The organism is Nocardia sp. NPDC047654 (assembly GCF_043205035.1).
GTDB lineage: Bacteria > Actinomycetota > Actinomycetes > Mycobacteriales > Mycobacteriaceae > Nocardia.
Window position 1 is genome coordinate 458,168 of record NZ_JBIDDF010000002.1, and the last position, 25,885, is coordinate 484,052.

The following is a 25,885-nucleotide window of genomic DNA, read 5'->3' on the forward strand; positions in this document are numbered from 1 at the left end:
GAATGTAGGCCTAGATCAAGTCCTGCTTCGCCAGCCAGCGCATGGTGGCCCAGCCGCAGAACACCGGAAGCCAGCAGGTGAGTACGCGGTAGAGCAGCACCGAGGGCACCGCGATGTCGGCGGGCAGGCCGAACGCGGCCAGACCACCGATCAGCGCGGCCTCGACCGCGCCGACACCGCCCGGGGTCGGCGCGGCCGAGGCCAGCGTGCCGCCGATCATGGTGACGATGGTGACGGTGATGAACGTGGTGCCGCCGCCGAACGCCTCGACGCTGGCCCAGAGCGCGCCGGCGAGGCCGAGGGTGATCGCCGCGCAGCCGAGGACGATCACCGCCGAGCGCCTGGGGTCGCGGGCGAGCACGGCCAGCTCGCCGAGCACTTCCTGTAGTTGCGGGCGCACCGCGTTGTTCAGCCACCGGCGCAGTTTGGGCACGAACATGAACGTGCCGACGATGCCGACGCCGACACCGGCGAGCAGATACAGCACCGTCGCGTCCGGGACGAAGTGCGAGAGATCCGTCGAGGTACCCGCCAAGATGCTGAACGCGAGCAGCAGGCTGACGTGCGTCATCACCTGCACCGCCTGTTGCAGCGCCACCGCGGCGGTGGCGCGCACCGCGCCGACGCCACCCTTTTGCAGGAAGCGGACGCTCAGCGCGAGCCCACCGACCCGCGCGGGCGTGGTCGTCGCGGCGAAAGTGTTGGCGATCTGCATGATCACCAGATTGCGGAAGCTCACCGCGCCGGACGCGCAAGCCCACAGCGCCGCCGCCGCGCCGACATAGGTCAACGCCGAGACCGCGAGCCCCAGCAGCGCCCACCACCAGTTCGCCGTCCGCAACTGAGTGAAGAAGGTCGGCACCGCGCTGATGAACGGGTACGCGACGTACACCAGCGCGATCAGCAGTACCAGCTGGATGATCTGGTTACGGGAGAACCGGGTGATCTGCTCGGCTTCGATCCGATTCTGCCCGGTCTGTTTGCGCACCTCGTCGCGGGCGGCGGACAGCGCGGCCTTCCAGTCCGGCACCGCCTTGCGGATCCCGGTCGGTACGGCGGATTTGGTCAACCGGCTGGCCGCGGCGAGCACCCGCGCTTCGCCGAGGGTGTCGATCGCCGCGCACACCGCGGGCTCCTTGCCGAAGGTCGCGGTGGTGGTCACCAGCAACTGGGCGATATCGGATTGCAGTTGCGCGTCCGACGCTCCGTACTCGGCGTTGCCGAAGCCGCCGAACAACGTGACGCCGTCGTCTACGCGGATGTCGAGCGGCCGCAGGTCGCCGTGCGAGATCCGTTTCTCGTGCAAGGTGTCGAGGGCTCGCCACACCCCGGGCAGCGCGGCGGCGGACCGATCGGTGATCGGCACGCCCCGGGGTCGGGTGTGGGCGTACAACATCCAGCCGCGGGACAGGGCGGCGACCGCGACGGGCGTACTGCTGCCCAATCCCAGGTCGCCCACGGCGATCGCCATGAGGGCGCGATGCTCGACCACGCGGTGCATGGAGCCGTGGATGGCCGCGGTCTCACTGGAGCGGAATGTCAACCAGCGCCACAACTGCCGCAGCGCGCCGAAGCTGCGCTGGTTCTTGCCGAACATCTCGATGGTCAGTTCGCGTTCCGGCCCTTCGACGGCGGCGGCGAGCATCAGCGGCCCCCGGCCCGCCGGATGCACCACGGTGAATCCGGTGACGGTATGACCGCGTCCGGCGAGCACCCGGACGGCCGCGTCGAGGGGGACCTCCAGCGCCGGAGTGCCCACCACGAGCACGATCACCGCGCCGACCAGCCAGCCGACCGCCAGCCCGAACATCGCCCGCGCGGGCACCACGGTGCTGACCACGAGATGGATCGGCGCGAACGCCAGCAGCAGGAACCACAGCCAGCGCCGCGGCCGGACGGGCAGCCACGGGCTGGCGACGGTGAGCATCGCGGCGATCATCGCGATCCAGCGCGGATCGTCCAGGAACTGGGACAAGAAGGTGTCCAACCGGTCCGGAACCTGCAGATGCCATTTCGGCGCGGACAGCCCGGTGCCGGTGATCGACAGCAGCAGTCCGGCGACCACACCGGCCGCCGCGTAACCGGCGAGCAGCTTCCACTGCCTGCCGATGATCAGTTCGATCAGGATCGCGAACGGCAGCGCGAGAATCGCCATGCCGTAGACCAGATACACCAGGTTCGACTGGTCCGGATTGAGGAAACCGACGATGTTGGAGACCGAGCGTTCCAGCGCCAGCCATTCCGGGCGGGTGATCAGCGATGCCGCGATCACGACCGCCACCCACAGCGCCGCGAGAACGACGCGAATGATGTCGCTCGTCCGCCGGATCAGCGGCTGTAGCAGGTTGCCCGTGACCGGGATCTCCCGCCCGTCCACTCGCATGCTGTTCCGCCTCTCCGGGTCTTCAGGCCGTACTGTTCAGGTGGCGCAGGATTTGCGTGCAGGTCCTGCGTTGGGTGCCACTCCTGTTCTGTGCGTGCCCGGCGAGTTACCCATGTGCGTACGAAATCAGTTGCCGCGTTCGCTGCACGATACCGGCCGATGCGCGGCGTGAACTCGGCAGAACCCAGCCGCTGTCGCGGGATCGATAAGGCGCTGTGCCGGACATCACTCGCGATCGAGGTTGATCCTCACACTAGTGTCAAGTTCGAGCATGAGGGCATGGACAACGAACTCTTCGGCTACAGCCCGATCGTCGACCGCCCGCCGCTGCGCTGGCCCGGCAATGCCCGGGTGGCGTTCTATCTCGGGCTCAATGTCGAGCACTACCAGGTGGACCGCCCGTCCACGAGCATCTTCCCCGGCACCGCCGGGCTCGCGCCCGACCCGCTGAACTACGGCTGGCGCGACTACGGGCCGCGCGTCGGCATCTGGCGGGTGATCGAGGTGCTCGACCGGCACGGCATCCGGGCCAGCGCGTTGCTCAACTCGGATGTGGCCGAACACTATCCCCAGATCGTGGCGGCAGGGGTGCGGCGGAACTGGGCGTGGCTCGCGCACGGGAAGAACAATTCGATCTTCCAGGCCGACCTTCCGCCGGACGAGGAGCGCGCCTACCTCGCCGACGTGGTCACGACCATCGAACGAGCGACCGGCCGCAGGCCGCGTGGCTGGATGGGACCGGCGCTCACCGAGTCGTTCCTGACCCCGTCGCTGTTGGCCGAACTCGGCCTCGGCTACGTGCTCGACTGGACCAACGACGACCAGCCTTATCCCCTGTCGGTGCCCGGCCTGCTCAGCGTCCCCTACTCGGTGGAGCTCAACGACAACACGCTGTTCCTGGGCAAGGCCACCAGCGGACCGGACTTCGTGCGGATCGTGCGCGATCAGCTCGACCAGCTCTACGCGGAGTCGGCAGGCAGCGGGCGCGTCATGGCGCTGGCCCTGCACCCGTTCGTGATCGGGCAGGCGTTCCGGATCAAGTACCTGGATCAAGCGCTCGACTACGTGGCCGACCACCCGGGGGTATGGCTGACCACCAGCGACGAGATCGCCGAGCACTACGCGGGCGCGTCGATGCTTGCCGAATACGCGCCGGCCGAAGACGATCGGGTCACGTAAACGATGCTCGGGAGGCAGCGATGACAGCGCAGGACGAGGTACACGACAAGGACCTCACCGGAAAGACGGTGGTGGTGACCGGCGCGAGCTCCGGTATCGGCGCCGCCGCGGCACAGCGGCTCGCCGCGCGCGGCGCGAGCGTCGCGGTGGTCGGCCGATCACCGGAGCGGACCGCCGAGGTGGCGGCGAAGGCGGGGGCGGAGCCGTTCGTCGCCGACTTCGCCCGGCTCGACGACGTGCGCAAGCTGGCCGACCAGCTGCTCGACCGGTATCCCAGGATCGACGTGCTGGCCAACAACGCGGGCGGCGCGTGGCCCAAGCGGACGGTCACCGACGACGGCAACGAACTCACCTTCCAGGTCAATCACCTGGCGCCGTTCCTGCTCACCAACCTGCTGCTGGAGCGCTTGGCCCACTCGCAGGCCCGGGTGGTCAACACCGCGAGCATGACCTACCGGATGGCCAAGCTGGACCTGGACACGGCCAACGCGGCGACGGGCTCGTTCAACCAACTCGGCGCGTACGGCACGTCGAAACTGGCGAATATCCTGTTCACGCGGGAACTGGCCCGCCGCACCGAGGGCACCGGGATCACCACCGTGGCCTTCCATCCCGGCGCGGTCGCCACCCACGTCTACGACAACGCCCCGTTCGGTCTCGGCTGGTTCATCCGGTCCCCGCTGGCGCGCCCGTTCTTCATCCAACCGGACAAGGGCGCGCAGCCGCTGGTGCACCTCGCCACCACCGCCGACGGCGCGGCGATCAACGGGCAGTACTTCCACCGGTTCGAGCTGGAGCCGCCGAGCAACAAGCAGGCGGTCGACGCCGATCTCGCGCGACGACTGTGGACGCTGTCCGAGCAGGCCACCGGGCTGACGCCGAGCGAATAGGCCGGCCCTTACGGGCCGGCGTCGGTGAGCCGCAGGGACAGGCCGTCCACCGGCTCCGGCTCGACGCCGACCCCGTACACCCCACCGGACCGGTCGCTCGCGTCAAGTTCGACGATGGCCCGCGCGACTTGCCCGGTGGGGACCAGGACGGGAAAAGTGTTGGGCGTGGCCTCGACGCCGCCGAGCCGGGCGACCAAGTCGTGCCACTCGCGCGAGGCGAACACCGCGAGCGGTCCGCCGCGCAGGTCGGAGAACCGGATTCCGTCGGCGCTGTAACCATCGGCGACGGTCGCGAGAGGCCGGGGCGCTCCCCGCGAAGCCGCTCGAACCTCCGTGATCATATTGCCCGCACCCGGCATTCGCGGGCCGGTCTCCGCGCTGCCAGGATCAGGTGGTGAGCCGTGATCTGCGTGTGTGTTTCGTCGGGGATTCGTTCGTCGCCGGTGTCGGCGACCCGGCTTGCCTGGGCTGGGCGGGCAGGCTCGCGTCCGATGCGCACGCGCAGGGCGTCGCGCTGACCGCCTACAACCTAGGGGTCCGCAGGGAAACTTCGGCCGCGATCCTGCGGCGCTTCCGAACCGAATGCGCGCCCCGCCTGCCGGAGGGCGCGGACGCCAGGGTGGTGCTGTCGTTCGGCGTGAACGACGCCATGCACGAGAACGGCGGTCCGCGGGTGCCCCCTGACGAGTCGGTGGCCAATCTGGGCGAACTGCTCGCGCAGGCGGCCGAGCGGCGGTGGCCGGTGCTGATGGTCGCCCCGCCACCGATCGCGGACGACGAGCACAATGCCCGCACCGCCGCGCTGGACGAACGATTCGCGCAGGTCTGCGCCCGATCGGAGGTGCCGTACATACGCGTGCACCAACCGCTGCGCGTCAATGCGGTGTGGGGTGCCGAGGTCCGCGCGGGCGATGGGGCGCATCCGGGGGCCGCGGGCTACGACGAGTTCGCGGCACTCATCGCCCCGCGGTGGCACGCGTGGTTGGCGCGGTGAATCGCCTGTCTGAGACAAAATGCGGCACGACGGCCGGATCGCACCATATGTGCTGATAGATCGGTGGATCTGCCTGCGACTCAGCACAACCGGGATCACGCGATCGGCATGCCGGGCTTGCTCATCGCGGCCCGTCGCCTCCGCGCGGCGCCCAGGTCCAGCGTCGGCGTGACGGCCTCCGTGTTCTCCTCCGGGATGAACGCCTCGCTCAATTCCGGTACCCAGCGCACGATTTCGTCGCGATAGGGACCTTCGGTCTCCAGCTGGCCGAGCACGCCCACCAGCGTGAGGAAGGAGCGGGCGAACGGCGTGAAGTAGGCGGGCATGGTCATCTGCCGTACCACATTGCTCAACCGAGGATTGGTGGTGCGCAACACTTGTCGGCGCAACCAGCGTGCGGTCAGGCGATACGTCTCGTGGCGGAAGGGTTCACCGCACGGGGTTATCGCGGCGTAGAGCGCCTCGCTGTCGATGGCTTGCCCGTTCTCCACGAAACCGTGCCTGCGGGTAGCCGCCGCCAGATCTCCCGGTCCGCCCCGGAAGATCGCCTTGCAGCAGTCGAGCGTCAGCTCGCCGAAACCCGCGGGCGGCCAAGCGCAGCACGCGCCGAAATCCATGACGCCCAACCTGCCGTCGGGCAGCACCCGGAAGTTGCCCGGATGCGGATCGGCGTACAGCAATCCGTGACGGCCCCAGCCGGAGGTCACGAAACGGACCATGAGCATGCCGACCCGGTCGCGCTCGGCCTGCGTGCCGGAGGCGACGACGCGCGGTACCGGCGTGCCTTCGATCCATTCGCTGATCAGCACATCACCGTGCTGCGCAATGACATTCGGTACATAGAAGTCCGGATCGCCGGCATAGGCCGCGGCGAAAGCTGTCTGGTGGGCGGCCTCCGCCGCGTAGTCCAGTTCCCCGGCGACCGACGCGCAGATCGCTTCGGTCACCGCTTTCACGTCCGCGCCGGGCAGGAACACCGTTGCGAGATAGGAGATCCTGCGCAGGTGGTCCAGATCGCGCGCCACCGCTTGCCTGCCGCCCGGGTACATCACCTTGACCGCGACCGTCCTGCCGTCGTGCCAGACCGCGCGGTGCACCTGCCCGAGTGAGGCGGCCGCGGCGCGCCGGTCGTCGAATTCGCGGAAGCGCGAAAGCCAGTCCGCGCCCATGCTTTCGGCCATGGCGGCGTGCACCGTGTGCGGCAGCATCGCGGGCGCGGCATCCTGGAGCCTGCTGAGCGCGATCCGATACGGTTCGGCCACCTCCCGCGGCAGCGCCAGCTCGTAGATGGCCAGCAGTTGCCCCAGCTTCGCGGCACAGCCCTTCAGCTCGCCGAGCACCTCGAAGATGTGCTGCGCGGTGCGCAGCTGGATGTCGCGATTGACTTCTTCGGCCGATCTGCCCAGCGCCCGCTTGCCGAGGCCCGCGGTCTGTCGTCCGGCGAACGCCACCGGCAGCGCGGCGAGCTTGGCGCCGCGCACAGCGCCGTGAACAGGCGGTTTGCCATGGGACCGCGACGCGAAAAGGCGGGATCGCTTGCCCGTGGACCCCTCCTCGGGGCGCTCTCCGATGGGCCGGATGGTCATGCCTCACCTCACAGTCGCGCGCACAAGTGTGACACAGGTGCAGTACCGGACAGTAGGGCTTAGACTGTCTGGGACGTGTTCGAAAGTAGTCGAAAGGTGACTTCGATGGGATCCCAGACGGTGGTCGCCGACGTTGCCGACGAGCTGGCGCGCCGGGTTGCCGCGGGGGAATATCAGCCGGGGGATCTCATGCCGTCGGTGCGTCAGGTCGCCGAGGAATTCGAGATGAATCGCGCTACCGCGCAGCTGACCTTGGGCCGGCTGGAGTCGTACGGCTTCGTCGAAGCAAGGCGCGGCAAGGGATTCACGATCCGCGATGTCCGGGAGGCCGGTGGAGTGGACGTGTACCGCCAGCTGTTCCGGTTCTCGATTCCCATGCCGGACATCGCGATAGAGATGTTCCGCGACATCGTCGACGTCGAGCGCAATCTCGTGCTGGAGGCGCTGCTCACCTATACGGGTGGCGAACAGCGGATCGATTCGGCCGAACTGAAGAACGCGATCGACGAACTGGAATCGATAGCGCGCCAGTCCGATCCGGACTTCCGGCAGCTCCTCGCGCTCGAGGTCGCGCTGGTGCGCAGGCTGTTGACCGTGCTCGGACTCCCCATGCAGCGCGCGATTTTGAACTCGATCGGCGAGATGGTGCTCGAGGTGCCGGAGGCGGTCGAGTCGTACTTCGCGGGCGCGGCGGACCTGCACGTCCTGGTCTGGCGGGCGCTGGCCGCGGTGTGGGATTCCGGCTCCGGGCCGAGCGAGGCGCAGCTGGCGCTGTTCGAGGATCTGTTCGGTATGTACCACGAGAAGGTCATCGCGCGCTTCGAGGAATTGGTGGCCGGTGTCATGGACGAGGCCGACGAGTCCCACGCTGCCACCGCTTGATTTTCGTACGCTGCACAGTCCGTCTGGGACGGCTCCGGCGGACAAGTGCGGATTCGCCCCCTCGGTCCGCCCAGATGCGCCTGTCCGCTGAGTTCGGCTAACAGTCTTGTCCCAGACAAAGTGAAGCACCCGGTGTGGTTCAGGGCGCTGAGCCGCTGCGGGCGATCGGGTCCGCAGGGATCTGCCAGTCGCGACGAATCATTGTGAGCGACCGGGCATCAGTGCACCGGCCGCCCGCCGGCGAGGCGGCTCGGCGTCGTCCTGAACCGCTTGGACGCGGCTGAGCGGATGTCACGTGGCAGTACCGAAGCTGCCGCGAAAACTCTCGCGGGGCAGCATCGACCATCCGGTACTCGCCACTCGAATCCCGCCGTGGGATGCCGCACGGGAAATTCCGCGCGGCATCGCGACCGGGAACGGCGCCCGAAGTCAGACCCCGCCGTTGAGCTTGTTGAGGCGCTCGCACGCCTCGACGTACTCCTGGATCAGCCGGTTGACCACGTCGGCGGAGCGCTCCACGCGGTTCATCATGCCGACGATCTGGCCGACCGGATTGAAGTTGACGTCCTTGGCGGCTTCCGGATAACGGTGGCCACGCTTGACGCCGTCCAGCGCGACCATCATCTGCAGCGGCATCGGCAGCGGGTCGGGGGTGTCGGCGTGCTCCCACGCCTCGGTCCAGTCGTTGCGCAGCATGCGGGCGGGCTTGCCGGTCCATGCGCGCGAACGCACGGTGTCGTGGCTGGTCGCGTCGATGTAGGTCTGCATCTGAGCCGGCGGCACATTGGCTTCCTCGACGGTCAGCCACACCGAACCGGTCCACGCGCCCGCGGCGCCCATCGCCATCGCGGCGGCCACCTGGCGGCCGTTGCCGATGCCGCCCGCGGCCAGCACCGGCAGGTCGCCGACGGCGTCGATGACCTGCGGCCAGAGCACCATCGAGGAGACCTCGCCGCAGTGGCCGCCGCCCTCGGTGCCCTGGCAGACCACGAAGTCCAGGCCCGCGCGCTTGTGGTTGAGCGCGTGCTTGACCGAACCGCACAGCGCGCCGATCAGCCTGCCGGAGTCCTGCACCTGCTTGATCACGTCCTCCGGCGGGGTGCCGAGAGCATTGGCCACCAGCTTCGCCTTCGGATGCCGCAGAATCACCTCCACCTGCGGTCCCGCGGTGGTGGCCGTCCAGCCGAGCAACTGGTTGTGGTGCTCGTTCTCCGGCAGCTTCGGCACGCCGTGGTCGGCGAGGATCTTCTCGGCGAAGTCGCGGTGCCCCTGCGGGACGAGTTCGGCCAGCTTGGCTTCCAGCTCCTCGGGGCTCAGGTCGTCGATGCCCTTGCCCTCGTACTTGGACGGAATCACCAGGTCGACGCCATATACGCCCTGCACGTGCTCGTCCAGCCAGGCCAGCTCGACCTCGAGCTGCTCGGCGGTGAAGCCGACGGCGCCGAGCACGCCGAGTCCACCCGCGTTGCTGACCGCGGCCGCCACGTCGCGGCAGTGGGTGAAGGCGAAGATGGGGAATTCGATCCCGAGCCGTTCGCAGATTTCGGTACGCATGGCGTGCTGGTCTCCCTAACTGCTCCGCCGCGAACGGCGCGGCGCAGGTGTACTAGAACGAGTTGCATAAGTGGCGCGCCGTGCGGCCGGGCCGCCGCGCATCGAGTCCACCGCGAGCCGCGCATATCGCCATGAAGCGGCTGCGGCTTCCTCGACCGGCCGTTGCACCATGCATCGACAGTAACACGTTCTAGTTTTCCGGGGAATGCGCTGCCGTCAAGCGGTGGCCCGCTCCAGTTCGGCGAGCGACTCCTCCAAGTGATCGAGCAGGCGAGGCAACTGCGGCACACTGCGGCGGCAGCCGACCACGCCGAAATCGAGGTTGCCCGCGTTGGAGGTGAGCGTGATGTTCACCGCCTGGCCGTCGAACGGGATCGACAACGGATAACTCGCGTCCAGCCGCGCACCGTTCCAGTACATGGGCTCGCGTGGCCCCGGCACGTTCGAAATCACGAGGTTGAAGGTCGGATTGGTCAACGAGATCAGCGCGGGCACGAGATTGAGGGCGAGCGGGCTGAGCATAAGCGCCGACAGCGCCATCGTCTGGTTGCACGAGAGCGTGCTGTAGACGTCCTTGCCGTCGCGCATCGACCCGGCGACCACCCGCAGGCGGTCCAGCGGATCGGTGATGTCGGTGCCGAGATTGCACAGCACCGCCCCGACCTTCACCCCGTTGGTCTCGTCGTCGTCCTCGGCGCGCAGCGACATCGGCACCATCGCGATCAACGGCTTGTCCGGCAGCGCGTCCCGTTCGATCAGGTACCGCCGCAGCGCGCCCGCCGACATGGTGAGCACCACATCGTTGAGTGTCGAACCGGACGCCTTCTTCACCTGCTGCAGCCGCTCCAGTGGCCAGGACCGGACCACCGCACGGCGCGCGCCGCCGATCGGTACGTTGAACATGGTGCGCGGGGCCGCGAACGGCAGGGTCAGCTGCTGCCGGGTCAGAGCGGTGCGCGCGGCGCGCAGCACCGACGCGCCGGAGGCGGCCGCGGAGACCAGGTTTCGCGCCGGACCGGCCGCACCGGACGCCCTCCTGCGCCTACCCCGGGGCAGATGCCACGGCACCCGCGTGGTGCTGGAGGACGGATCGCTGGTCAGCGTGCGCCGCAGCAGGCGTTGGGCCGAGACGCCGTCGATCAACGCGTGATGCATCTTCGAATACAGCGCGAACCTGCCGTCGGCGAGTCCCTCGATCAAATGGAACTCCCACAGCGGGCGATGCCGGTCCAGCAGGCCGCTGTGCAGGCCGGAGGCCAGCTCCACGAGCTGGTCCATGCGGCCCGGCGCGGGCACGGCCAGTCGCCGCACGTGATAGTCGAGTTCCACGTGGTCGGCATGCGTCCACGCCATCTGCGGCGACCCGAAGATAGTTGCGGGATGCTTGCGGAAGGTCGGATCGACGTCGGTGCTTCGGAGTAGTTCGGCGTGGACTCGAGCGGCGAAGTCCGCTCCCGCGTCCTCCGGTGGCTCGAATAATTGCAGCGAACCGACGTGCATCGGCTGTTCCCGGGACTCGGCGAGCAAGAAGACGGCATCGACCGGCGCGATGAATTCCATGATGAGTCGCCCCCTGACGACATGGTGAAAAGGTTCGGAGTTCAGATCGACCACGTTGTCGGCGGGCCCGCGCAGCCATGAAACCGCCGCGACACGACAAACTTACCCGGACGGGATGGACCGCGTTCGGTGAATCACCGAACCTTCGATGCCAGCAGGTAGGCCTGCCCGAACCGCTCCTCGGGACCCGGTTCGCGCACCACGCGTGCGATCATGGCGAACCCGGCGGCGCCGAGTAGACGCGCGAGGCGTTTCGGCGCCCACCGGTAGGCGCGAATCACCCTGTGATCGAAGGCTTCCACCGCATCGGGCCGGTCCGCCGTCTGGAAAGCCAGCAGCACGTGCCCTTTGCTCGCGAGTACCCGATTGCACTCGCTCAACACGTGCGGCATGCGATCCGGTGGCGTGTGGATCAACGAATACCAAGCCGCTATGCCGCCGAGCGTGTCGTTGCCAAAAGGTAGCTGTTCTATCGAACCCTGCGCGAAGGGCAGGTGCGGGTATTCCGCACGGGCCAGCGCCACCATGCGAGGGGCCAGATCGATGCCGAACACGCGCGCACCCAGCGTCGCGAGATGAGCCGTCACATGCCCCGGCCCACAGCCGAGATCGGCGATCGGCCCGGAACCGTTGCCCGCAACCGCTTCCGCGAACACCGCCAGCATCGCCCGGTCGAGCGGCTGGCGCTCGAGCCGGTGCCGGACATCGTCGGCGTAGCGGTCGGCGACCTCGTCGTACGCCTTGCGGGTGGCGATCGGATCGGGACGCTCGCCCGCGAGGTCTTCGGTCGAATTCAGCACCCGGAGCAGCGTATTACGTGCTCGCTCCCCCGGCGTCGAATGCCTGGGCGACGGCGAGACTGTCCTCGTAGACGTGGTGCCGGGTGATCAGCCCGCCGCGCACCGTGATGTGCAGCGCGAAACGCGCGCGATAGGCGCGGCCGGTGGCACGCGCGGTCTGCCGGATCTCGCCGAGCACCACGGCGTCGTCACCGTCGACGAGCACCCGGTCGACCCGCGTAGCCGCCTCCTCCGGCACATGGTGCTCGGCGATCGAGCGGAAATGCGCCGCGGCGTCGGCGCGGGTGGACCGGTGCCGGATCCAGGGCGTCGCCACCCTTCCGTGTTCCGCTTCCGGCCAGTCGAGCTGCCAATCAGTGTGTTCGGCGTACAGCTCGGCGACGGCTTCGGCATCACCGGAACCGATTCGGCGCAACAACTCTTCGACCACCGATCGAGTGGACGGCGCGGAGACCGACACGACGGATCCTTTCGCTGGGGTGCCGCGTGAACGTGCGGCGCCTTGCCATTCTCGGCAGGCGCGCGCTCGATGGCGATTACCTCTCGGGTAATTGGGTGGCCGCCTCCGGCGCGGCGGGCGCGGGCAGGTCCGCCCGGGCCGCCTCGTCGCGACCGCGTGCGGTTCCGAGCACCGAACCGAGGATGACCAGTGGGAATCCGATCGCCATGCCCGCGGTCAGCGGCTCGTCGAGCGCCGTGACGCCGAGCAGGATCGCCACCGCGGGATTGATGTAGGTGATCACCGTCGCACGGGCGGGGCCGGCCTCGGCGATCAGCGCGAAGAAGAACAGGAACGCCGCGGCCGTGCAGATCACCGCGAGACCCAGCACCGACCAGCCCGCGTCGGCGGTGATGCGCGACGGCCACAGCCAACCCGCGAACGGCGCGTAGATCGCCGCCGCCAGCAGCAGCGACCCGGTCACCACGCCCAACGGAGGCAGATCGGCCAGCGCGCGATCGATGACGATCGGCCCCACCGCGTATCCGATCGTGGTCAGGCCGATCGCGGCGAGCGCCGCCGGATTCCCCAGATCGACGTCCAGGCCGACGAGCGCGGCGACGCCGGCGAACCCGACGAGCAGACCGATCACCCGCCGCGCGTCGAACCGGTCGTGGCCGAGTGCCGTCACGATCACCACGGCGATCAGCGGCACCGCCGCGATCAGCAAGCCGACGGTCGAACTGTTCAGCGTGGTCTCGGCGTACCCGATCAAGAACCACGGCCCGGTGATCTCCACCAAGGTGTAGAGCAGCAGCGGCCGCCACCGTCGCAGTACCGGCGCCAGCGCGCGAGCGTACAGCGCGACCGGCAGCAACAGCAGGCCGCCGATGAGCGTGCGACCGAACGCGACAACGATCGGGTCGAGATCCCGCACCGCCACGCGGATCATCGCGTACGGCACGCCCCAGATCAGGCCCATCGCCAGGAACAGTGTCCACCCGCGGCGCGTCATCGCGCGCCCACTGTTCCACACGCACGGACGGCGACGGGCTCGGTGACGGATGGAATCGGCTCGATTCGGGACATACTCCGCTCGCTTTCGACCGTTCGGAGCCTATTCAAATGAGCCGATCATCCGACAGATCCCGTTCCCGCTTGTGACAAGAGGCCGCCCGCCTGTCCTTTTCGTCCGATTAGGGCGAATGATCCGTGCGTGCAGGGTGTTCGGGCTAGTCTCGCCGGGAGCGAAGGGAATACATTGTGGTCGACGTGATCCGCCGGCTTGCCCCGAGCGAGGAGATGTTCGCCGCGGGCGAGGTCTTCATCGGTTACGCGGTACGAGTGTCCGGACGGTTGGACCTGCCTGCGCTGACGGCCGCCTTCGAGGCCGTCGCAAGGGCGCATCCGATCCTGCGCGCCCGCATCGAGGCGACCGAAGCGGGCGGCCATGTCTTCGCCGTGACCGATGCCACGCCCGAGATCTTCGTCGCCGACGCGAACCCCGAATCCCCCCTCACCGGCGCGAAATTCGATCAGCGGGCGGGCGTTTGCGCCCTGTGCGTGGTGCGCGACGGCGCTACCGCGAGCGTCACCCTGATGCTCCATCACAGCGTCGCGGACGCCTTCCACGCGTTCGCCATCGTCACCGAACTCTGGACCGGATATCGAGACGCGGTCGGTGAAGGTACGTCCGAGTTGCCGGTGCACCCGTTTCCCGAACCGGTCGAGCACCTGCTCGCGGCGCGAGGCATCGAGAAGATGGCGCTGCCCGGTTCCGGCCCCGCCGGTGCGACCTCCTCCACGCCGACGGAGGTTGCGCGACCGCGCGACGACGAGTACCCGGCGTTGCGCACCACCCGGTGCCTGTTCACCGAGGAGGAGACCGCGGCGCTGGTCGCGGTCGGGCATCGCGCGGACGTCACGGTGCACGGCCTGGTGTCGGCGGCGCTGCTGCGGACCGAGGCCGAGATCCGCGAACTGCCGCTCACCGGACTGCTCTACCTGTACTCCGTCGACCTGCGGACCAGAGTGAGCCCCGCGATCGACGCCACCGAAGGGACGAACGTCCTCGGTTTCGCCAGCTACCTCTCCCCCGCATCCGACGTGACGCTGGTGGAATCGGCCCGAGGGATCAGCGAGGCTCTGCATGCGGGCCTGGCCGCGGGCATCGTGCAACGCACGCCCCTGAGCATTCCCGACATGGCGGCCGCACCGAGGCCCGCCCTGCCCGGCGTGGTCATCGCCACCAACTGGGGCACCATCCCGCCGCTACCCGAGCAGGAGGGGCTGCACATCGACGACTTCCACTCCACCATGCTCGCCAAGCCGGACCTGACCGGCCGCCGTCCGCAGCAGCCGGGTGACGGCACCTGCGTCATAAGCACTTTCGCCGGGCGGCTGAGCGTGGAGATACACCATCCGGAGGAATTCACCGACCTCCAGCACCACCGCATCGAGGTGCTGGCCCGTAACCTCCGCGCGGTCATCTCCTGACAGCGTCGTCGGCGCGCAGGTGCGTCCGGCCGCCGTTGCTCGTTGCGCCACTCGCCGGTGCGATGCCCGGCGAATTCGGCAGGCTGCGCTGTTATGGTTGGCCCCTTCTGGTGAACCGACGCCGCTGCTCCGTGGCGTATCGCTTACCCGCCCGGTGACCGGGCGTCGTCGAACAGCTCCGGAATCACGCCGACGAACGGAAGGAACAGCATCCGGTGGCAACCACAAACGGCGGGTCCGCGCGGGTCGCGGTGGTGACGGGCGGTTCTCGCGGCATCGGCCGCGCGTGCGCCGAACGTCTGGCAGGTGACGGGTTCGCTGTGGTGCTGAACTTCGCTTCGAATGCCGCCGAAGCCGACAGCACCGCTGAAGCCATTCGCGCCGCAGGAGGCGTCGCGGTGATCGCCCAGGGTGACGTCGCCGACGAGTCCGCGATGGCGGCCGTATTCGATCGAGCGGAAGGCGAGTTCGGCGGTGTCGACGTGGTGGTGCACGCCGCGGGCCGGATGCAGCTCGCACCGCTGGTCGAACTGGATCTGACGGTGCTGGACAGCACCTACCGGACCAATATTCGCGGCACCTTCGTCGTGGACCAACAGGCGGCCCGGCGGCTGCGACCGGGCGGGGCGATCGTCAATTTCTCCACGTCGGTCGTCGGTACCGCGTTCGCGGAATACGGCGCCTACGCCGCCAGCAAGGGCGCGGTGGAGGTGTTGACCAGGATCCTGGCCCGTGAACTGCGCGGCCGGGACGTGACCGTCAACGCGGTGGCGCCGGGGCCCACCGCCACCGACCTCTTCCTGCACGGAAAAGACGACGCCACCATCCAGCGACTCGCCGACGCCGTGCCACTGCAACGACTCGGCGCACCCGACGATATCGCCGCTGTGGTGGCGTTTCTGGCCGGCCCGGACGGCCGCTGGGTCAACGGTCAGGTGATTCGCGCCAACGGCGGCCTGGTCTGAGCGAAGCGCCGTCGGCTCGCGATCGCGCCGAGTGGCGATCACGAGCCGACGGGTTGGTCAATTCGACGCTTGCGCGGTCGTGCTGGTGGTCGGCGCCGCGGACTGCGTTGTGGTCGTGGTCGTTTCGGTAGTGGTCGGCTTCGCCGTCTCGACCGGAGCCGCGACCGGAGACGGAGCGGGCGTCGTGGTGACCGCCGGCGTCGAGGTCGTGCTCGTCGGCGCGACCGTAGTCGTCGAACTGCCCGTGGTGGCGGTCGTCGTCGGGGCGGCGCTGGTCGATGACGTGGTCGAAGTCTTGGCGGGTTCGGTCGTCGGCGTCGCCGAGGTGGTCTCCGCCGCCTTGTACACGGCGGCGAGGTCCGCCTCTTGCGGCTTGGACGTCGTGTCGACCTGCTTGCCCGCCTGCGCCTGCTTCGCCAGATGGGTGAGCCAGGCGGCGGCGTACTCGGCGGAGGTCAGCGGCTTGCCCGCGTCGGGGTCGGCGTCGTCCCAGTAGTCGAAGTGATGACCGGTGTGGTTCGGGCCGAGCGTGAGGTTGTACGGGTCGCTCATGATCACGGGGATCGTGTTCTGATTCGTCACGATCAGACCGATGATCTCGTTGAAAACCTTCTGCGGCAGGTAGGCCAGCGGCGACATGTCATCGGCCGCGATCGCGTCCGCCTTCGCAGGAGCCTTCGGCTGCTCACCCGGCTTGTACGCCGGATCCGACACCCTCAGCAGCACTTGCAGGAAGGTCTCGTCGCTCTGCATCCAATTCGGCTGCGACTGGATGTCGGCGAACGCCGCCAGCGCGATCCTGCCGAGCACCACCGCGACGTCCTGCCCGGTCGCGGGCGTGAGCCCGTCGCGTTCGAGCGCGTCGACGTTCAGCTGCCTGCCGACGTTGACCACCAACTGCAGCAGTGAGATGTTCTGCGGGGCCGAGCAGGTGAGATCGCCGTCCGAGCAGAACGACGCGATCTTGCCGTTCAGCGCACCGAAGTCACCGCTGGTTCCCTGCACCGCGCCCTGACCGGGCACCGGGTTCCTGCCGTTCTGATACTGCTGGTCGAAGCCGTCCGGGTTGCCGAACGGGTCCTTCGATCCGGGGAACGGCCCGTCTCCGGCCGAGCGACCCGAGTCCGCGAGGATGACGACACCGACGACGTCGTCGGGATCCACGATCCCGTAGGCGCCGTCCTGGCCGGGCTCCTGGTGACCGATCTTCATCGCGACGCGGCGCACGACGTCGGCGCCCTCGCTGTAGCCGACGATCGAGAACTTGGTGTCCGGGCACGCCGCGGAGATCTCCCGCATCACCTGTTCGGTGTTCGCGACACCCGCGTTGACGGCATCCTCGTACGTGGACATGTTCGCCGGATACGCGATGTAGACCGCGGCGTACGCGCCGGGATCGACGTCATCGGCCGGCGCGTTGACGACCGGGTCGACCCACTCACTGCTGTGATCACCGGACAGGGCCGCGGGCAACGGATTGCCGTCGGCGTCCACCAGCATCTTGGTGGTGCCCTCCCGCGGAGTGTCGTTGCGACCGGCCACCGAGATGGTGACCATGTCGTGGCATTCCGTGACCGACGACGTGAGCTGCGTATCCCTGGTTTCCGGCGTCGAGGTCAGTGCCAACGAGGCGGCGACGACCGCCGCCACCCCCAATACAGCCGGCGCGGCAGCGGCCGAAGCGATGCGATGCCGTGCGAAGAACTCGCGAAGAGCCATGTCCTGATTCCCATTCCATACACCGACAAAGTGGACGGACAAGCCCCCCGACGGGCCATACGTCACCGAGGACGTCGTGGTTGGGGAGCCGAGCGTTACTGGTCTGCGACCCCGGCGACACCGCCGCACCCAGCCGGATCATGCGGCCGGGCAGTGTGCGTCCGCGGTTTCGTCGGGTCGACGAGCGAGACTCGCGGCCCGCCTCGGTGGTCGCTCAGGGCCGACCGGCCACAGGGCCGCGCCTATCCCCGTCGTCGGCGGACCGGCGTGGATTCAGTCCGTGGAGGGGAGCGCCGCCGCGAGACCGTCGAGGACACGGTCCAGACCGTAGGAGAAGTTTTCGTCGCGCAGGCGGGCGGGGTCGTCGGCGCGCCGGGCGGCGTAGCCCTCGCTCAGGAGCGGATGCTCCCGTGCGGCCTCTTCCGCGGTCGGCCGCAGGCTCTCGGCCCACTCCTGTTCGGTCTGGCCGCTGCGGGCCAGCAGGGAGAGGTAGGCCGCCTCGCTGGTGGCCATGCCGATGACGTAGGCGATGAGCGTGCTCATGGACCGGTCGGCTTCACCTGGTGCGAACCCCGCCGCATGGAAGAGGGCGAGTATGCGTTCGGACTGCCGCATCATGTTGGGCCCGAATTCCGAGAGCCCCACCTGGCCGAGGACGGAGACGACCCAAGGGTGGCGGAGCGCCATCGCGCGCATGCTGTGCGCGCACGTGGCGACGGCGTCCCGCCAGGTCTCGGTGGCGTCCGCGTCGGGGACGCTGATCTGGCCGTAGACCTCGTCCACGACCAACTCGATCAGCTCGTCCTTGTTGGCCACGTGCCGGTAGATCGAGGTGGCTCCAGCGTTGAGCCGGGTTCCGAGAGTACGCATGCTCAGGGCCTCGATGCCCTCCTCGTCCAGCAGGCGCACAGCCTCGGAGACGATGCGTTCCCGGGTGAGGACCGGTTGTCGCCGGGCGGGGCGCTGACGGGCCCAAACCGAGGGCACGGGCGGCTTGTCGGTTGGCATGGGTCTCCTCTTCGGTGTTGACGGCCACGATAGCGCACAGTGTTCGCACTTGCGCACGGCGCAATCTATGCGTACGGTGTTCGCATATTGAGAACACCGTACGCATTTGGAGGAGAGGCTATGTCGACGACCGTGAGCTGGGACGCACAGGGCAATTGGAAGGCGCGGTGCCGCCGGGACGACGAGGGCGCGCGGCACGGTGGACTGTCGCGGCCGGGACTGCGGCGGATGCGCGATGTGCTGGCCGGGCATGTGGCAGCCGGAGCCGCGCCCGGACTGGTCGCGCTGGTCAGCCGGGGCGACGACGTCCACGTCGAGACGCTGGGAACGATGCACGAGGGCGGCGGCGAGCCGATCCGGCGCGACACGATCTTCCGGATGGCGTCGCTGACCAAGCCGATCACCGCCGCGGCGGTCATGGTCCTGGTCGAGGAGTGCCGCCTGCGGCTGGACGATCCGGTCGACACGTGGTTGCCCGAACTCGCGAACCGGCGGGTGCTCAGGAACATCGACGCCCCACTGGAGGACACCGTCCCCGCCCTGCGGCCGATCACGGTGCGGGACCTGCTGACCTTCACGTTCGGGTTCGGCGCCGTGCCGGCCGCGCCGGGCACCTACCCCATCCAGGACGCGATGGGCGAACTGGGCCTGGACGTGCCGCCGTCGGTCGCGCCGGACGAGTGGATCCGGCGCCTGGGCACCCTTCCGCTCATGCGTCAGCCGGGAGAGCTGTGGCAGTATCACACCGGCTCCGACGTCCTCAGCGTGCTCATCCCGAGGGTCACCGGCCAGACGTTCGAGTCGTTCCTGCGCGAACGGATCCTCGACCCGCTCGGTATGCGGGACACCGGCTTCCACGTGCCCGAGGACCAGATCCACCGGCTGCCGACCAGCTACGCCCACGACCCCGAGACGGGCGCCCCGGTGGTGTGGGACGAGGCGAGGGGCGGCAAGTACAGTCGGCCGCCGGAGTTCCAGGCCGGTGGCGACGGGATGGTGTCGACCGTCGACGACTATCACGCGTTCTACCGCATGCTGTTGAACAAGGGCAGCCTGGGCGGCGAGCGTGTCCTGTCACGCGCCTCGGTCGAGCTGATGACGATGGATCACCTGACGCCGGAGCAGAAGGTCGAGAAGGACGCCTTCGGCGACCACTTCGGTAGGCACGGCGGCTACGGGTTCGGAATGGCCGTGCGGACCCATCGCCGCGACCTGGCCCCTGTGGGTCAGTTCGGGTGGGACGGCGGGCTGGGGACGACCGCCTACTCCGACCCGGTCGAAGGACTCACCGGGATTCTGCTGACGCAGTCGGCGATGGATACCCCGGCCACCGCGCACCTGCACCGGGACTTCTGGACCACGGCCTACCAGGCGATCGACGACTGAAAAGTACGCCGGGTGGAAAGGCTTGTCGTGCAGGGCCCGCGGAATGGTCACCGGAAGGACGACGACAGTGACGAAGCTCGGCGACGCGGCACCGGTACGGCAGGCGAGCCTACCTCCCCCGGGGACGTCGCAGCACGGGCTGTTGCACGGGCCGTAACTCAGCCGCGGGCCATGTCCACGAAGCGCGACAAATGCAATTGGTGGGCGACGGTGATCGTCGCGGTGGGACCATTACGGTGCTTGCCGAGAATGAGATCCGCCTCGCCGCCGCGCGGGTCGTCCCGCTCGAAAGCATCGGGACGATGCAGCAGGATGACCATATCGGCGTCCTGCTCGAGGCTCCCCGACTCGCGGAGATCGGACACCATCGGGCGCTTATCGGTTCGCTGTTCGGGGCCGCGGTTCAGCTGGCTGATCGCCACCACCGGCACTTCGAGTTCCTTGGCCAGTAGTTTCAGATTTCGGGAGAAGTCCGAGACTTCCTGCTGGCGGGATTCGACTTTCTTACCGGAGGTCATCAGCTGCAGGTAGTCCACCACAACGAGTTTCAAATCGTGGCGTTGCTTGAGCCGCCGCGCTTTGGCGCGAATCTCCATCATGGTCAGGTTCGGCGAGTCGTCCACGAACAGCGGCGCCTCGCTGATTTCGCTCATCCGCCGCGCCAATTTCGTCCAGTCGTCATCGCTCATCCGCCCGGACCGCATATCCCCGAGCTTGATCTTCGCCTCCGCCGACAACAACCGCATGACAATTTCGGTCCGGCTCATCTCCAAGGAAAAGATAACGCTCGCCAAGCCATGCTTGATCGAGCAACTGCGCATGAAATCCATTCCCAGCGTCGATTTGCCGACGCCAGGCCTGGCCGCGACGATGATCATCTGGCCCGGGTGCAGGCCGTTGGTGACCTCGTCGAGTTCGGTGAAACCGGTGGGGACGCCGAGCGAGATGCCGCCGCGGCTGGCGATGGAGTCGATCTCGTCCATCGTCGGCTGGAGCAATTCCTCGAGGGGGAGGAAGTCTTCGCTGGTGCGGCGTTCGGTGACCTCGTAGACCTCGGCTTGGGCGCGGTCGACGACCTCGGCGATGTCCTGGCCGTCGGCGCCCGCGTAGCCGTACTGGACGATACGGGTGCCCGCCTCCACGAGGCGGCGCAGAATGGCCTTCTCCGCGACGATTTCGGCGTAGTAGCTGGCGTTCGCCGCGGTCGGCACGGTCTGGGTGAGTGTGACCAGATAGGGCGCGCCGCCGATGCGTTTGAGTTCGCCACGGCGGTCGAGCCCGGCGGCGACGGTCACCGGGTCGGCGGGTTCCCCGCGCCCGTAGAGATCGAGAATCGTGTCGTAGACAGCCTGATGAGCGGGACGGTAGAAATCGCCGGGACGAATCACCTCGACGACATCGGCGATGGCGTCCTTGCTCAACAACATGCCCCCGAGCACCGACTGCTCGGCCGCCATGTCGTGCGGAGGCTGTCGGCCGAAGTCTTCGCCGGGAGGTTCGGGCGGAAAATCCCTGCGCCCGCGGTCATCGGTGGCTGTCACCAGACTCGACCGTCCTCTCTACCCCACGACCGGGTTGCACCCTGTCGACTCGTTTTACTCCCGGGCACCGACACGTACGTAAAAGCCGTTGACCAGGGCTCCAGCTACCGCTGCGGTACCCGTCCGTGCCCGCGATCGGGAGCGTTCCGCGCGCAGCGATGCGACGAACCTAGCGATCCGAGAGGCGTGGACCAAACCGTGCTGTGCACACAGCTGTGGATAACTTGGGGAAAGTTCACCCAACCGTGTGCAGCCCCTGTGGACAACTTGGGGAAAACCCAGGTCGCCGGGGTCAAATACGCAGATAGATGGAGACTTCCGCGTTTTCCCAGGTGTGGATTAAAGAAGTACCGGCGTGTCGGCCGAGTTGAACAGCCGGGCGTGTTGGGTTAACAGCACGCGAGCTGCATATGACCTGAATCACATTGCGAGCGGTCGGTTTTACCGGTAATCCACAGGCTGGGTGAGCGGAGCGCTTGTGCAGGTGGAGTGACGCCCCGATTGTCCCGAATAACGCTCGGCGCTATTCAGCAAATAATTAGCTATTAAGCAGGCTCGGATGACAAGGCACAGCCGAGGACCACTCCCGTTCACCAGAGGGGAGCGGTCCTCGACGCAATGCCTGAATCAGGCGGCGGTGACCGTGAGGTCGAACTTCGCCACCACATCCGGGTGCAGGTGCACCACGATGCTGTGCTTGCCGGTCGACTTGATGTGCGACTTCGGCAGCTCGATGCTGCGCTTGTCGACGACGGGGCCACCCGCCGCCTTGACGGCCGCCGCGACGTCCGACTGGGTCACCGAGCCGAACAGCTTGCCGGTGCCCGCTGTCTTGACCGCCAGCGAGACCGAGTCCAAGGCCTCGATGGCCTGCTTCAGCTCGTTGGCGTGGTCCAGGTCGCGGACCCGGCGGGCTTCCTGCGCCCGGCGGATGCCCTCGACCTGCTTCTGCGCACCGCGGCTGGCCGCGATCGCCAGGCCGCGCGGCAGCAGGTAGTTGCGGCCGTAGCCGTCCTTGACCTCCACGGTATCGCCGGGGGCACCGAGGTTGTCCACATCAGCAGTCAGAATCAACTTCATTTGTGTGCCTCCCTTTCTCAGCGAGCCGTCGACACGTAAGGCAGCAGCGCAACCTCACGCGAGTTCTTGACCGCAACCGCGATATCGCGCTGGTGCTGCACGCAGTTGCCGGTGACGCGGCGGGCGCGGATCTTCCCGCGGTCGCTGACGTACTTGCGCAGCAACGCCGTGTCCTTGTAATCGATGTTGACGGTGCCGGTCTTGCTCTCCTTGCAGAACGCGCAGGCCTTCTTCTTGAGCACCTTTTCGCGCGCGGGCGCTTTAGGCATGGTCTTGTACTCCGTAATCAGTGATGGCCCGAATTCCTGCGGGCCGTTGTGGCCGTTCTCAGAACGGCGGTTCGTCATCCATGCGGCCGCCGCCCCCGAAGGAGCCGGCCGCGGGCGCACTGCCCCAAGGGTCGTCCTCGGCACCGCCGGAACGCCCACCGCTACTACCGGAGGAGGCGTAGTTGCCACCGCCGCCGGAGCCGGACCCGAAGCCGCCGCCACCGCTGCCGCGGCTGGTCTTGTTGACCTTCGCGGTGGCGTAGCGCAGCGAGGGACCGACCTCGTCGACCTCGAGCTCGACGACCGTGCGCTTCTCACCCTCGCGGGTTTCGTAGGAGCGCTGCTTGAGCCGTCCGCTCACGATGACACGGGAACCTCTGGTCAGGCTTTCGGCGACATTCTCCGCGGCCTCGCGCCAGATATTGCAGCGCAGGAACAGCGCTTCGCCGTCTTTCCATTCGTTCGAATTACGGTCGAACACACGGGGAGTCGACGCGACGGTGAAATTCGCCACCGCCGCTCCCGCCGGTGTGAATCGAAGCTCCGGGTCGGCCGTCAGATTGCCGATGACGGTGATGACCGTGTCGCCTGCCATGTGGTTCCTCCTGCTCGGTGTGCAGTCCGCGTCTCGCTGTTGCGCTAGAGCCTAGGCACAGGCTCCGACGCAAACGAGAGTTGCCGGACTACTTGTCGTGGCGCAGAACCTTGGTGCGCAGCACCGTCTCGTTCAGACCGAGCTGGCGGTCGAGCTCGCTCACGGTGGCGGGCTCGGCGGTCAGATCGACCACGGCGTAGATGCCCTCGGCGTGCTTGGCGATCTCGTAGGCGAGCCGGCGACGGCCCCAGATGTCGACCTTGTCGATCTTGCCGCCTTCGGTGCGAACGACACTGAGCAGGTTGTCCAGCGACGGACCAACAGTGCGCTCGTCCAGGCTCGGATCGAGGATGACCATCACTTCGTAATGACGCACGGACCAATCACCTCCTGTGGACTAGGAAACGGCCACGGACGGTCCGTGGCAGGAGGGTCGTTGCGTCAGCAACCCGAACAGGCTACATGAGCGGGGCGTGAGCAGTGAAATCGCCCCGCCGAGTCGCCCCGGCGAGCATGGGATCGGCCCGCGCGTTCACCTTCGTGGGGAGGGGAACGGCGGCGCGGCCCGGACCGTCCGCTTAGGGTGGATCCATGCCGACCGCACTCGCCGCCAGCGACCTGCCCGCGGGTGGTGTGCGACGCCGCGCGGCGTTGGCCGTGGTGGTGGTGTTGCTCTGCGGTCTCGTCCTGGGGCTGGCGTACGCGAACAAGGCGCGCTGCGCCGGGGCGCCGTTCGACCGGGACGGGCGCAGCACGGTTTTCGACGTCATCAAGGATTCGGACGTCTGCTATTCGGACATCCAATTCCTCTGGCTGGGCCGAGACATCAACGAGCACGTCTTTCCCTATGTGAGCGGCGGCATCACCGACGGCGGGGCCCTGGTCGGCGGCGCGGTGGAGTACCCGGTGCTCAGCGGTGTGCTGATGTGGCTCGGCGCGGTAGGCGCGCACAACGACGCCGATTTCCTGCGGTACTCCGCGCTGCTGCTCGCGCCGTTCGCGCTGCTGACCGCGTGGATGCTGGCTCGCCTGGCCGGAGGCGCCGCCCTGCTCTGGGCGGCCGGACCGCCTCTGGTGCTCTACGCCTTCCACAACTGGGAGCTCCCGGTGGTCTGCACGGCGGTGGCGGCCGTCTACGTGATGGCGACGTTGACCCGATACTCCGTGCGTACCAGGGGAATCCTGGCCGCGGTGCTGCTCGGCCTCGGGTTCTGCCTCAAGCTGTACCCGGGGATCTTCGTGTTGCCGCTGCTGGCGTACGTGCTGACCGGCGGCGTCGACCGCGCCCCGGAAGAGCGCGAGCGCGAACTCGACCTGTGCGGCGCGCTGCTCACCGCCGCCGCGGCGATCGGCACCGTCGTCGCGGTGAACCTGCCGTTCGCGCTGGTGGGGTACGAAGGCTGGCGCGCGTCGATCACGTTCCAGCAGTTGCGTCAGGCCGACATCACCACGAACTCGATCTGGTACTGGGGACTGCGGCCGATGTTCGGCCCGGACGCGCGCGGCGAGGTGGCATTTCAGCAGGTGGTCACCATCGCCTCGCCGCTGCTGGTACTCGCGGCGTTCGCGCTCGCGATGTGGCTCGGCTGGAAGCGCTACCTGGCGGTCGGTGTTTTCCCGTGGGTGGGCGTGAGCGGGGCGATGCTGTGTGGATTCCTGTTGTTCCACAAGGTGCATTCGCCGCAGTACACCCTGTGGCTGGTGCCGTTCCTCGTGCTGCTCGAGGTGCCCTGGTGGCTTATCGGCAGCTATCTCGTCGCCGACGCGGCCATCGGGATCGGGGTGTTCCGCTACTTCTACTCGATGGGTGCGGGCACCTCGGTCGAGCAGATGGAGAACGTCGTCCAATTCGGTGTGTGGGGGCGCGCGAGCCTGCTGATCGTGTTGTTCTTCGTGTTCGTGTGGGCGATGCCCCGAGGGCACCGTTCGACGCCGCCCCCGGTGGCACAGTCCGACCCCCGCAGTCTGGTCCCGGTGGTCTAAGGCCCGCCGTGCCGAGCGCGGAAGGCGGCGCTTTTGGCGCGGTTGCCGCACAGCGTCATGTCACACCAACGGCGCGAGCCGCCCCGGGAAGTGTCCACATAGAGCCGGGTGCATACGGTCCGGCCACACTCCTTGACGAGTGCCCCGCCACCCAGTAGCTCGATCGCGGAACGGGCGATGGCGGCCAAGGCGGCATCCGCGTCACCGGAACGGACGACCGCGCCGTCGGTGCCCAGGCTGATCGAGGGCGGTGCTGTCACGGCGAATTCGTTGAGTGTGCGGCGGTCGGCGTCGTCGAGGGAGTGTCCGCGAGCGGCGGCCAGTGCCGACCGATAAGCCGCCTCGCGCAGGCGCACCGCACGCGCGAGGGTGTCGGCATCGCTGGGCGGGGGATCGTCGAGCAGGTTCGCGGCGACGATCCAGTCGGCGAGCGCGGCGGGTGTGGTGAGGGCGTCCTCGAACGTGGTCGACCGCGCCTTGACGGTCCCGGCGAAGTCCAAGGCGAGATTTCCGCTCACGAAGGTGAACACGCCCTCATGGTAACCGCCTTGACAGGTTAGTCCGCAGGATGTCACG

Annotated in this window: 24 protein-coding genes; 8 read left to right on the forward strand and 16 right to left on the reverse strand. The window is 68.0% G+C overall.

Annotation, left to right across the window (positions count from 1 at the left end):
• Positions 1-10: 10 nt before the first annotated feature.
• The gene (locus ACGF7Y_RS10475; RefSeq protein ID WP_393231788.1) at positions 11-2,383 is read right to left on the reverse strand and encodes a lysylphosphatidylglycerol synthase domain-containing protein; all 2,373 of its coding nucleotides are present in this window, start codon (positions 2,381-2,383) and stop codon (positions 11-13) included.
• Between the two features lie 279 nt (positions 2,384-2,662).
• On the opposite strand from ACGF7Y_RS10475, the gene ACGF7Y_RS10480 reads away from it, so the two are divergent.
• Both ACGF7Y_RS10480 and ACGF7Y_RS10485 read left to right on the forward strand, forming a co-directional pair.
• Positions 2,663-3,562 (forward strand): polysaccharide deacetylase family protein, encoded by a 900-nt coding sequence (locus ACGF7Y_RS10480; protein ID WP_393231790.1) that lies wholly within the window; start codon positions 2,663-2,665, stop codon positions 3,560-3,562.
• Positions 3,563-3,582: 20 nt separating this feature from the next.
• Positions 3,583-4,452, forward strand: coding sequence for an SDR family NAD(P)-dependent oxidoreductase (locus tag ACGF7Y_RS10485; RefSeq protein WP_393231793.1), 870 nt, complete (start codon positions 3,583-3,585; stop codon positions 4,450-4,452).
• Between the two features lie 8 nt (positions 4,453-4,460).
• On the opposite strand, the gene ACGF7Y_RS10490 is transcribed toward ACGF7Y_RS10485, so the two are convergent.
• The gene (locus ACGF7Y_RS10490; protein WP_393231796.1) at positions 4,461-4,793 is read right to left on the reverse strand and encodes a hypothetical protein; all 333 of its coding nucleotides are present in this window, start codon (positions 4,791-4,793) and stop codon (positions 4,461-4,463) included.
• A 53-nt stretch (positions 4,794-4,846) separates the two neighbouring features.
• Between ACGF7Y_RS10490 and ACGF7Y_RS10495 the strand changes: the two genes are divergently transcribed.
• Positions 4,847-5,446 carry a GDSL-type esterase/lipase family protein gene (locus ACGF7Y_RS10495; protein WP_393231799.1) on the forward strand — a complete coding sequence of 200 codons (600 nt, stop codon included), beginning with the start codon at positions 4,847-4,849 and terminating at the stop codon, positions 5,444-5,446.
• Between the two features lie 95 nt (positions 5,447-5,541).
• Here the strand turns inward: ACGF7Y_RS10495 and ACGF7Y_RS10500 are convergent, their stop codons facing one another.
• A complete protein-coding gene (locus tag ACGF7Y_RS10500) occupies positions 5,542-7,032 on the reverse strand; it encodes an ABC1 kinase family protein (RefSeq protein ID WP_393231802.1) in 1,491 nt (496 codons plus the stop codon).
• Between the two features lie 105 nt (positions 7,033-7,137).
• On the opposite strand from ACGF7Y_RS10500, the gene ACGF7Y_RS10505 reads away from it, so the two are divergent.
• Complete coding sequence (locus tag ACGF7Y_RS10505; protein WP_393231805.1) at positions 7,138-7,914, forward strand: GntR family transcriptional regulator; 777 nt, start codon at positions 7,138-7,140, stop codon at positions 7,912-7,914.
• A 429-nt stretch (positions 7,915-8,343) separates the two neighbouring features.
• Here the strand turns inward: ACGF7Y_RS10505 and ACGF7Y_RS10510 are convergent, their stop codons facing one another.
• From ACGF7Y_RS10510 to ACGF7Y_RS10530, 5 genes are all read right to left on the reverse strand, one after another.
• Positions 8,344-9,468: an NAD(P)H-dependent flavin oxidoreductase gene (locus tag ACGF7Y_RS10510; RefSeq protein WP_393231807.1), complete on the reverse strand. Its 1,125-nt coding sequence runs from the start codon at positions 9,466-9,468 to the stop codon at positions 8,344-8,346.
• A gap of 216 nt (positions 9,469-9,684) precedes the next feature.
• Positions 9,685-11,028, reverse strand: coding sequence for a wax ester/triacylglycerol synthase family O-acyltransferase (locus ACGF7Y_RS10515; protein ID WP_393231809.1), 1,344 nt, complete (start codon positions 11,026-11,028; stop codon positions 9,685-9,687).
• Positions 11,029-11,162: 134 nt separating this feature from the next.
• Positions 11,163-11,828 (reverse strand): class I SAM-dependent DNA methyltransferase, encoded by a 666-nt coding sequence (locus ACGF7Y_RS10520; RefSeq protein WP_393231812.1) that lies wholly within the window; start codon positions 11,826-11,828, stop codon positions 11,163-11,165.
• Between the two features lie 13 nt (positions 11,829-11,841).
• Positions 11,842-12,288 (reverse strand): nuclear transport factor 2 family protein, encoded by a 447-nt coding sequence (locus tag ACGF7Y_RS10525; protein WP_393231814.1) that lies wholly within the window; start codon positions 12,286-12,288, stop codon positions 11,842-11,844.
• Positions 12,289-12,364: 76 nt separating this feature from the next.
• Positions 12,365-13,282: a DMT family transporter gene (locus tag ACGF7Y_RS10530; protein WP_393231816.1), complete on the reverse strand. Its 918-nt coding sequence runs from the start codon at positions 13,280-13,282 to the stop codon at positions 12,365-12,367.
• 248 nt (positions 13,283-13,530) lie between these two features.
• On the opposite strand from ACGF7Y_RS10530, the gene ACGF7Y_RS10535 reads away from it, so the two are divergent.
• Together ACGF7Y_RS10535 and ACGF7Y_RS10540 are read left to right on the forward strand one after the other, a co-directional pair.
• A complete protein-coding gene (locus ACGF7Y_RS10535; RefSeq protein ID WP_393231819.1) occupies positions 13,531-14,763 on the forward strand; it encodes a hypothetical protein in 1,233 nt (410 codons plus the stop codon).
• Between the two features lie 215 nt (positions 14,764-14,978).
• A complete protein-coding gene (locus tag ACGF7Y_RS10540; RefSeq protein ID WP_393231821.1) occupies positions 14,979-15,728 on the forward strand; it encodes an SDR family oxidoreductase in 750 nt (249 codons plus the stop codon).
• Between the two features lie 57 nt (positions 15,729-15,785).
• On the opposite strand, the gene ACGF7Y_RS10545 is transcribed toward ACGF7Y_RS10540, so the two are convergent.
• Positions 15,786-17,447: a cutinase family protein gene (locus ACGF7Y_RS10545; protein ID WP_393231824.1), complete on the reverse strand. Its 1,662-nt coding sequence runs from the start codon at positions 17,445-17,447 to the stop codon at positions 15,786-15,788.
• Between the two features lie 273 nt (positions 17,448-17,720).
• Positions 17,721-18,455, reverse strand: coding sequence for a TetR/AcrR family transcriptional regulator (locus ACGF7Y_RS10550; RefSeq protein WP_393231827.1), 735 nt, complete (start codon positions 18,453-18,455; stop codon positions 17,721-17,723).
• A 120-nt stretch (positions 18,456-18,575) separates the two neighbouring features.
• Here ACGF7Y_RS10550 and ACGF7Y_RS10555 point away from each other — a divergent pair, with 120 nt between their 5' ends.
• Positions 18,576-19,841: a serine hydrolase domain-containing protein gene (locus tag ACGF7Y_RS10555; protein WP_393231830.1), complete on the forward strand. Its 1,266-nt coding sequence runs from the start codon at positions 18,576-18,578 to the stop codon at positions 19,839-19,841.
• A gap of 158 nt (positions 19,842-19,999) precedes the next feature.
• Here ACGF7Y_RS10555 and dnaB read toward each other — a convergent pair whose 3' ends face one another.
• From dnaB to rpsF, 5 genes are all read right to left on the reverse strand, one after another.
• Complete coding sequence (gene dnaB, locus ACGF7Y_RS10560) at positions 20,000-21,382, reverse strand: replicative DNA helicase (RefSeq protein WP_084466690.1); 1,383 nt, start codon at positions 21,380-21,382, stop codon at positions 20,000-20,002.
• A 627-nt stretch (positions 21,383-22,009) separates the two neighbouring features.
• The gene (gene rplI / locus ACGF7Y_RS10565) at positions 22,010-22,462 is read right to left on the reverse strand and encodes a 50S ribosomal protein L9 (RefSeq protein ID WP_393231832.1); all 453 of its coding nucleotides are present in this window, start codon (positions 22,460-22,462) and stop codon (positions 22,010-22,012) included.
• A gap of 17 nt (positions 22,463-22,479) precedes the next feature.
• A complete protein-coding gene (rpsR, locus tag ACGF7Y_RS10570; protein ID WP_040871322.1) occupies positions 22,480-22,731 on the reverse strand; it encodes a 30S ribosomal protein S18 in 252 nt (83 codons plus the stop codon).
• A gap of 58 nt (positions 22,732-22,789) precedes the next feature.
• The gene (locus ACGF7Y_RS10575) at positions 22,790-23,326 is read right to left on the reverse strand and encodes a single-stranded DNA-binding protein (RefSeq protein WP_040871221.1); all 537 of its coding nucleotides are present in this window, start codon (positions 23,324-23,326) and stop codon (positions 22,790-22,792) included.
• Positions 23,327-23,414: 88 nt separating this feature from the next.
• A complete protein-coding gene (gene rpsF, locus ACGF7Y_RS10580) occupies positions 23,415-23,702 on the reverse strand; it encodes a 30S ribosomal protein S6 (RefSeq protein ID WP_040871220.1) in 288 nt (95 codons plus the stop codon).
• A 215-nt stretch (positions 23,703-23,917) separates the two neighbouring features.
• Between rpsF and ACGF7Y_RS10585 the strand changes: the two genes are divergently transcribed.
• The gene (locus ACGF7Y_RS10585) at positions 23,918-25,309 is read left to right on the forward strand and encodes a hypothetical protein (RefSeq protein ID WP_393231837.1); all 1,392 of its coding nucleotides are present in this window, start codon (positions 23,918-23,920) and stop codon (positions 25,307-25,309) included.
• Here the strand turns inward: ACGF7Y_RS10585 and ACGF7Y_RS10590 are convergent.
• Positions 25,306-25,839 (reverse strand): CGNR zinc finger domain-containing protein, encoded by a 534-nt coding sequence (locus ACGF7Y_RS10590; RefSeq protein ID WP_393231840.1) that lies wholly within the window; start codon positions 25,837-25,839, stop codon positions 25,306-25,308. The genes ACGF7Y_RS10585 and ACGF7Y_RS10590 overlap by 4 nt on opposite strands.
• Between the last annotated feature and the right edge of the window lie 46 nt (positions 25,840-25,885).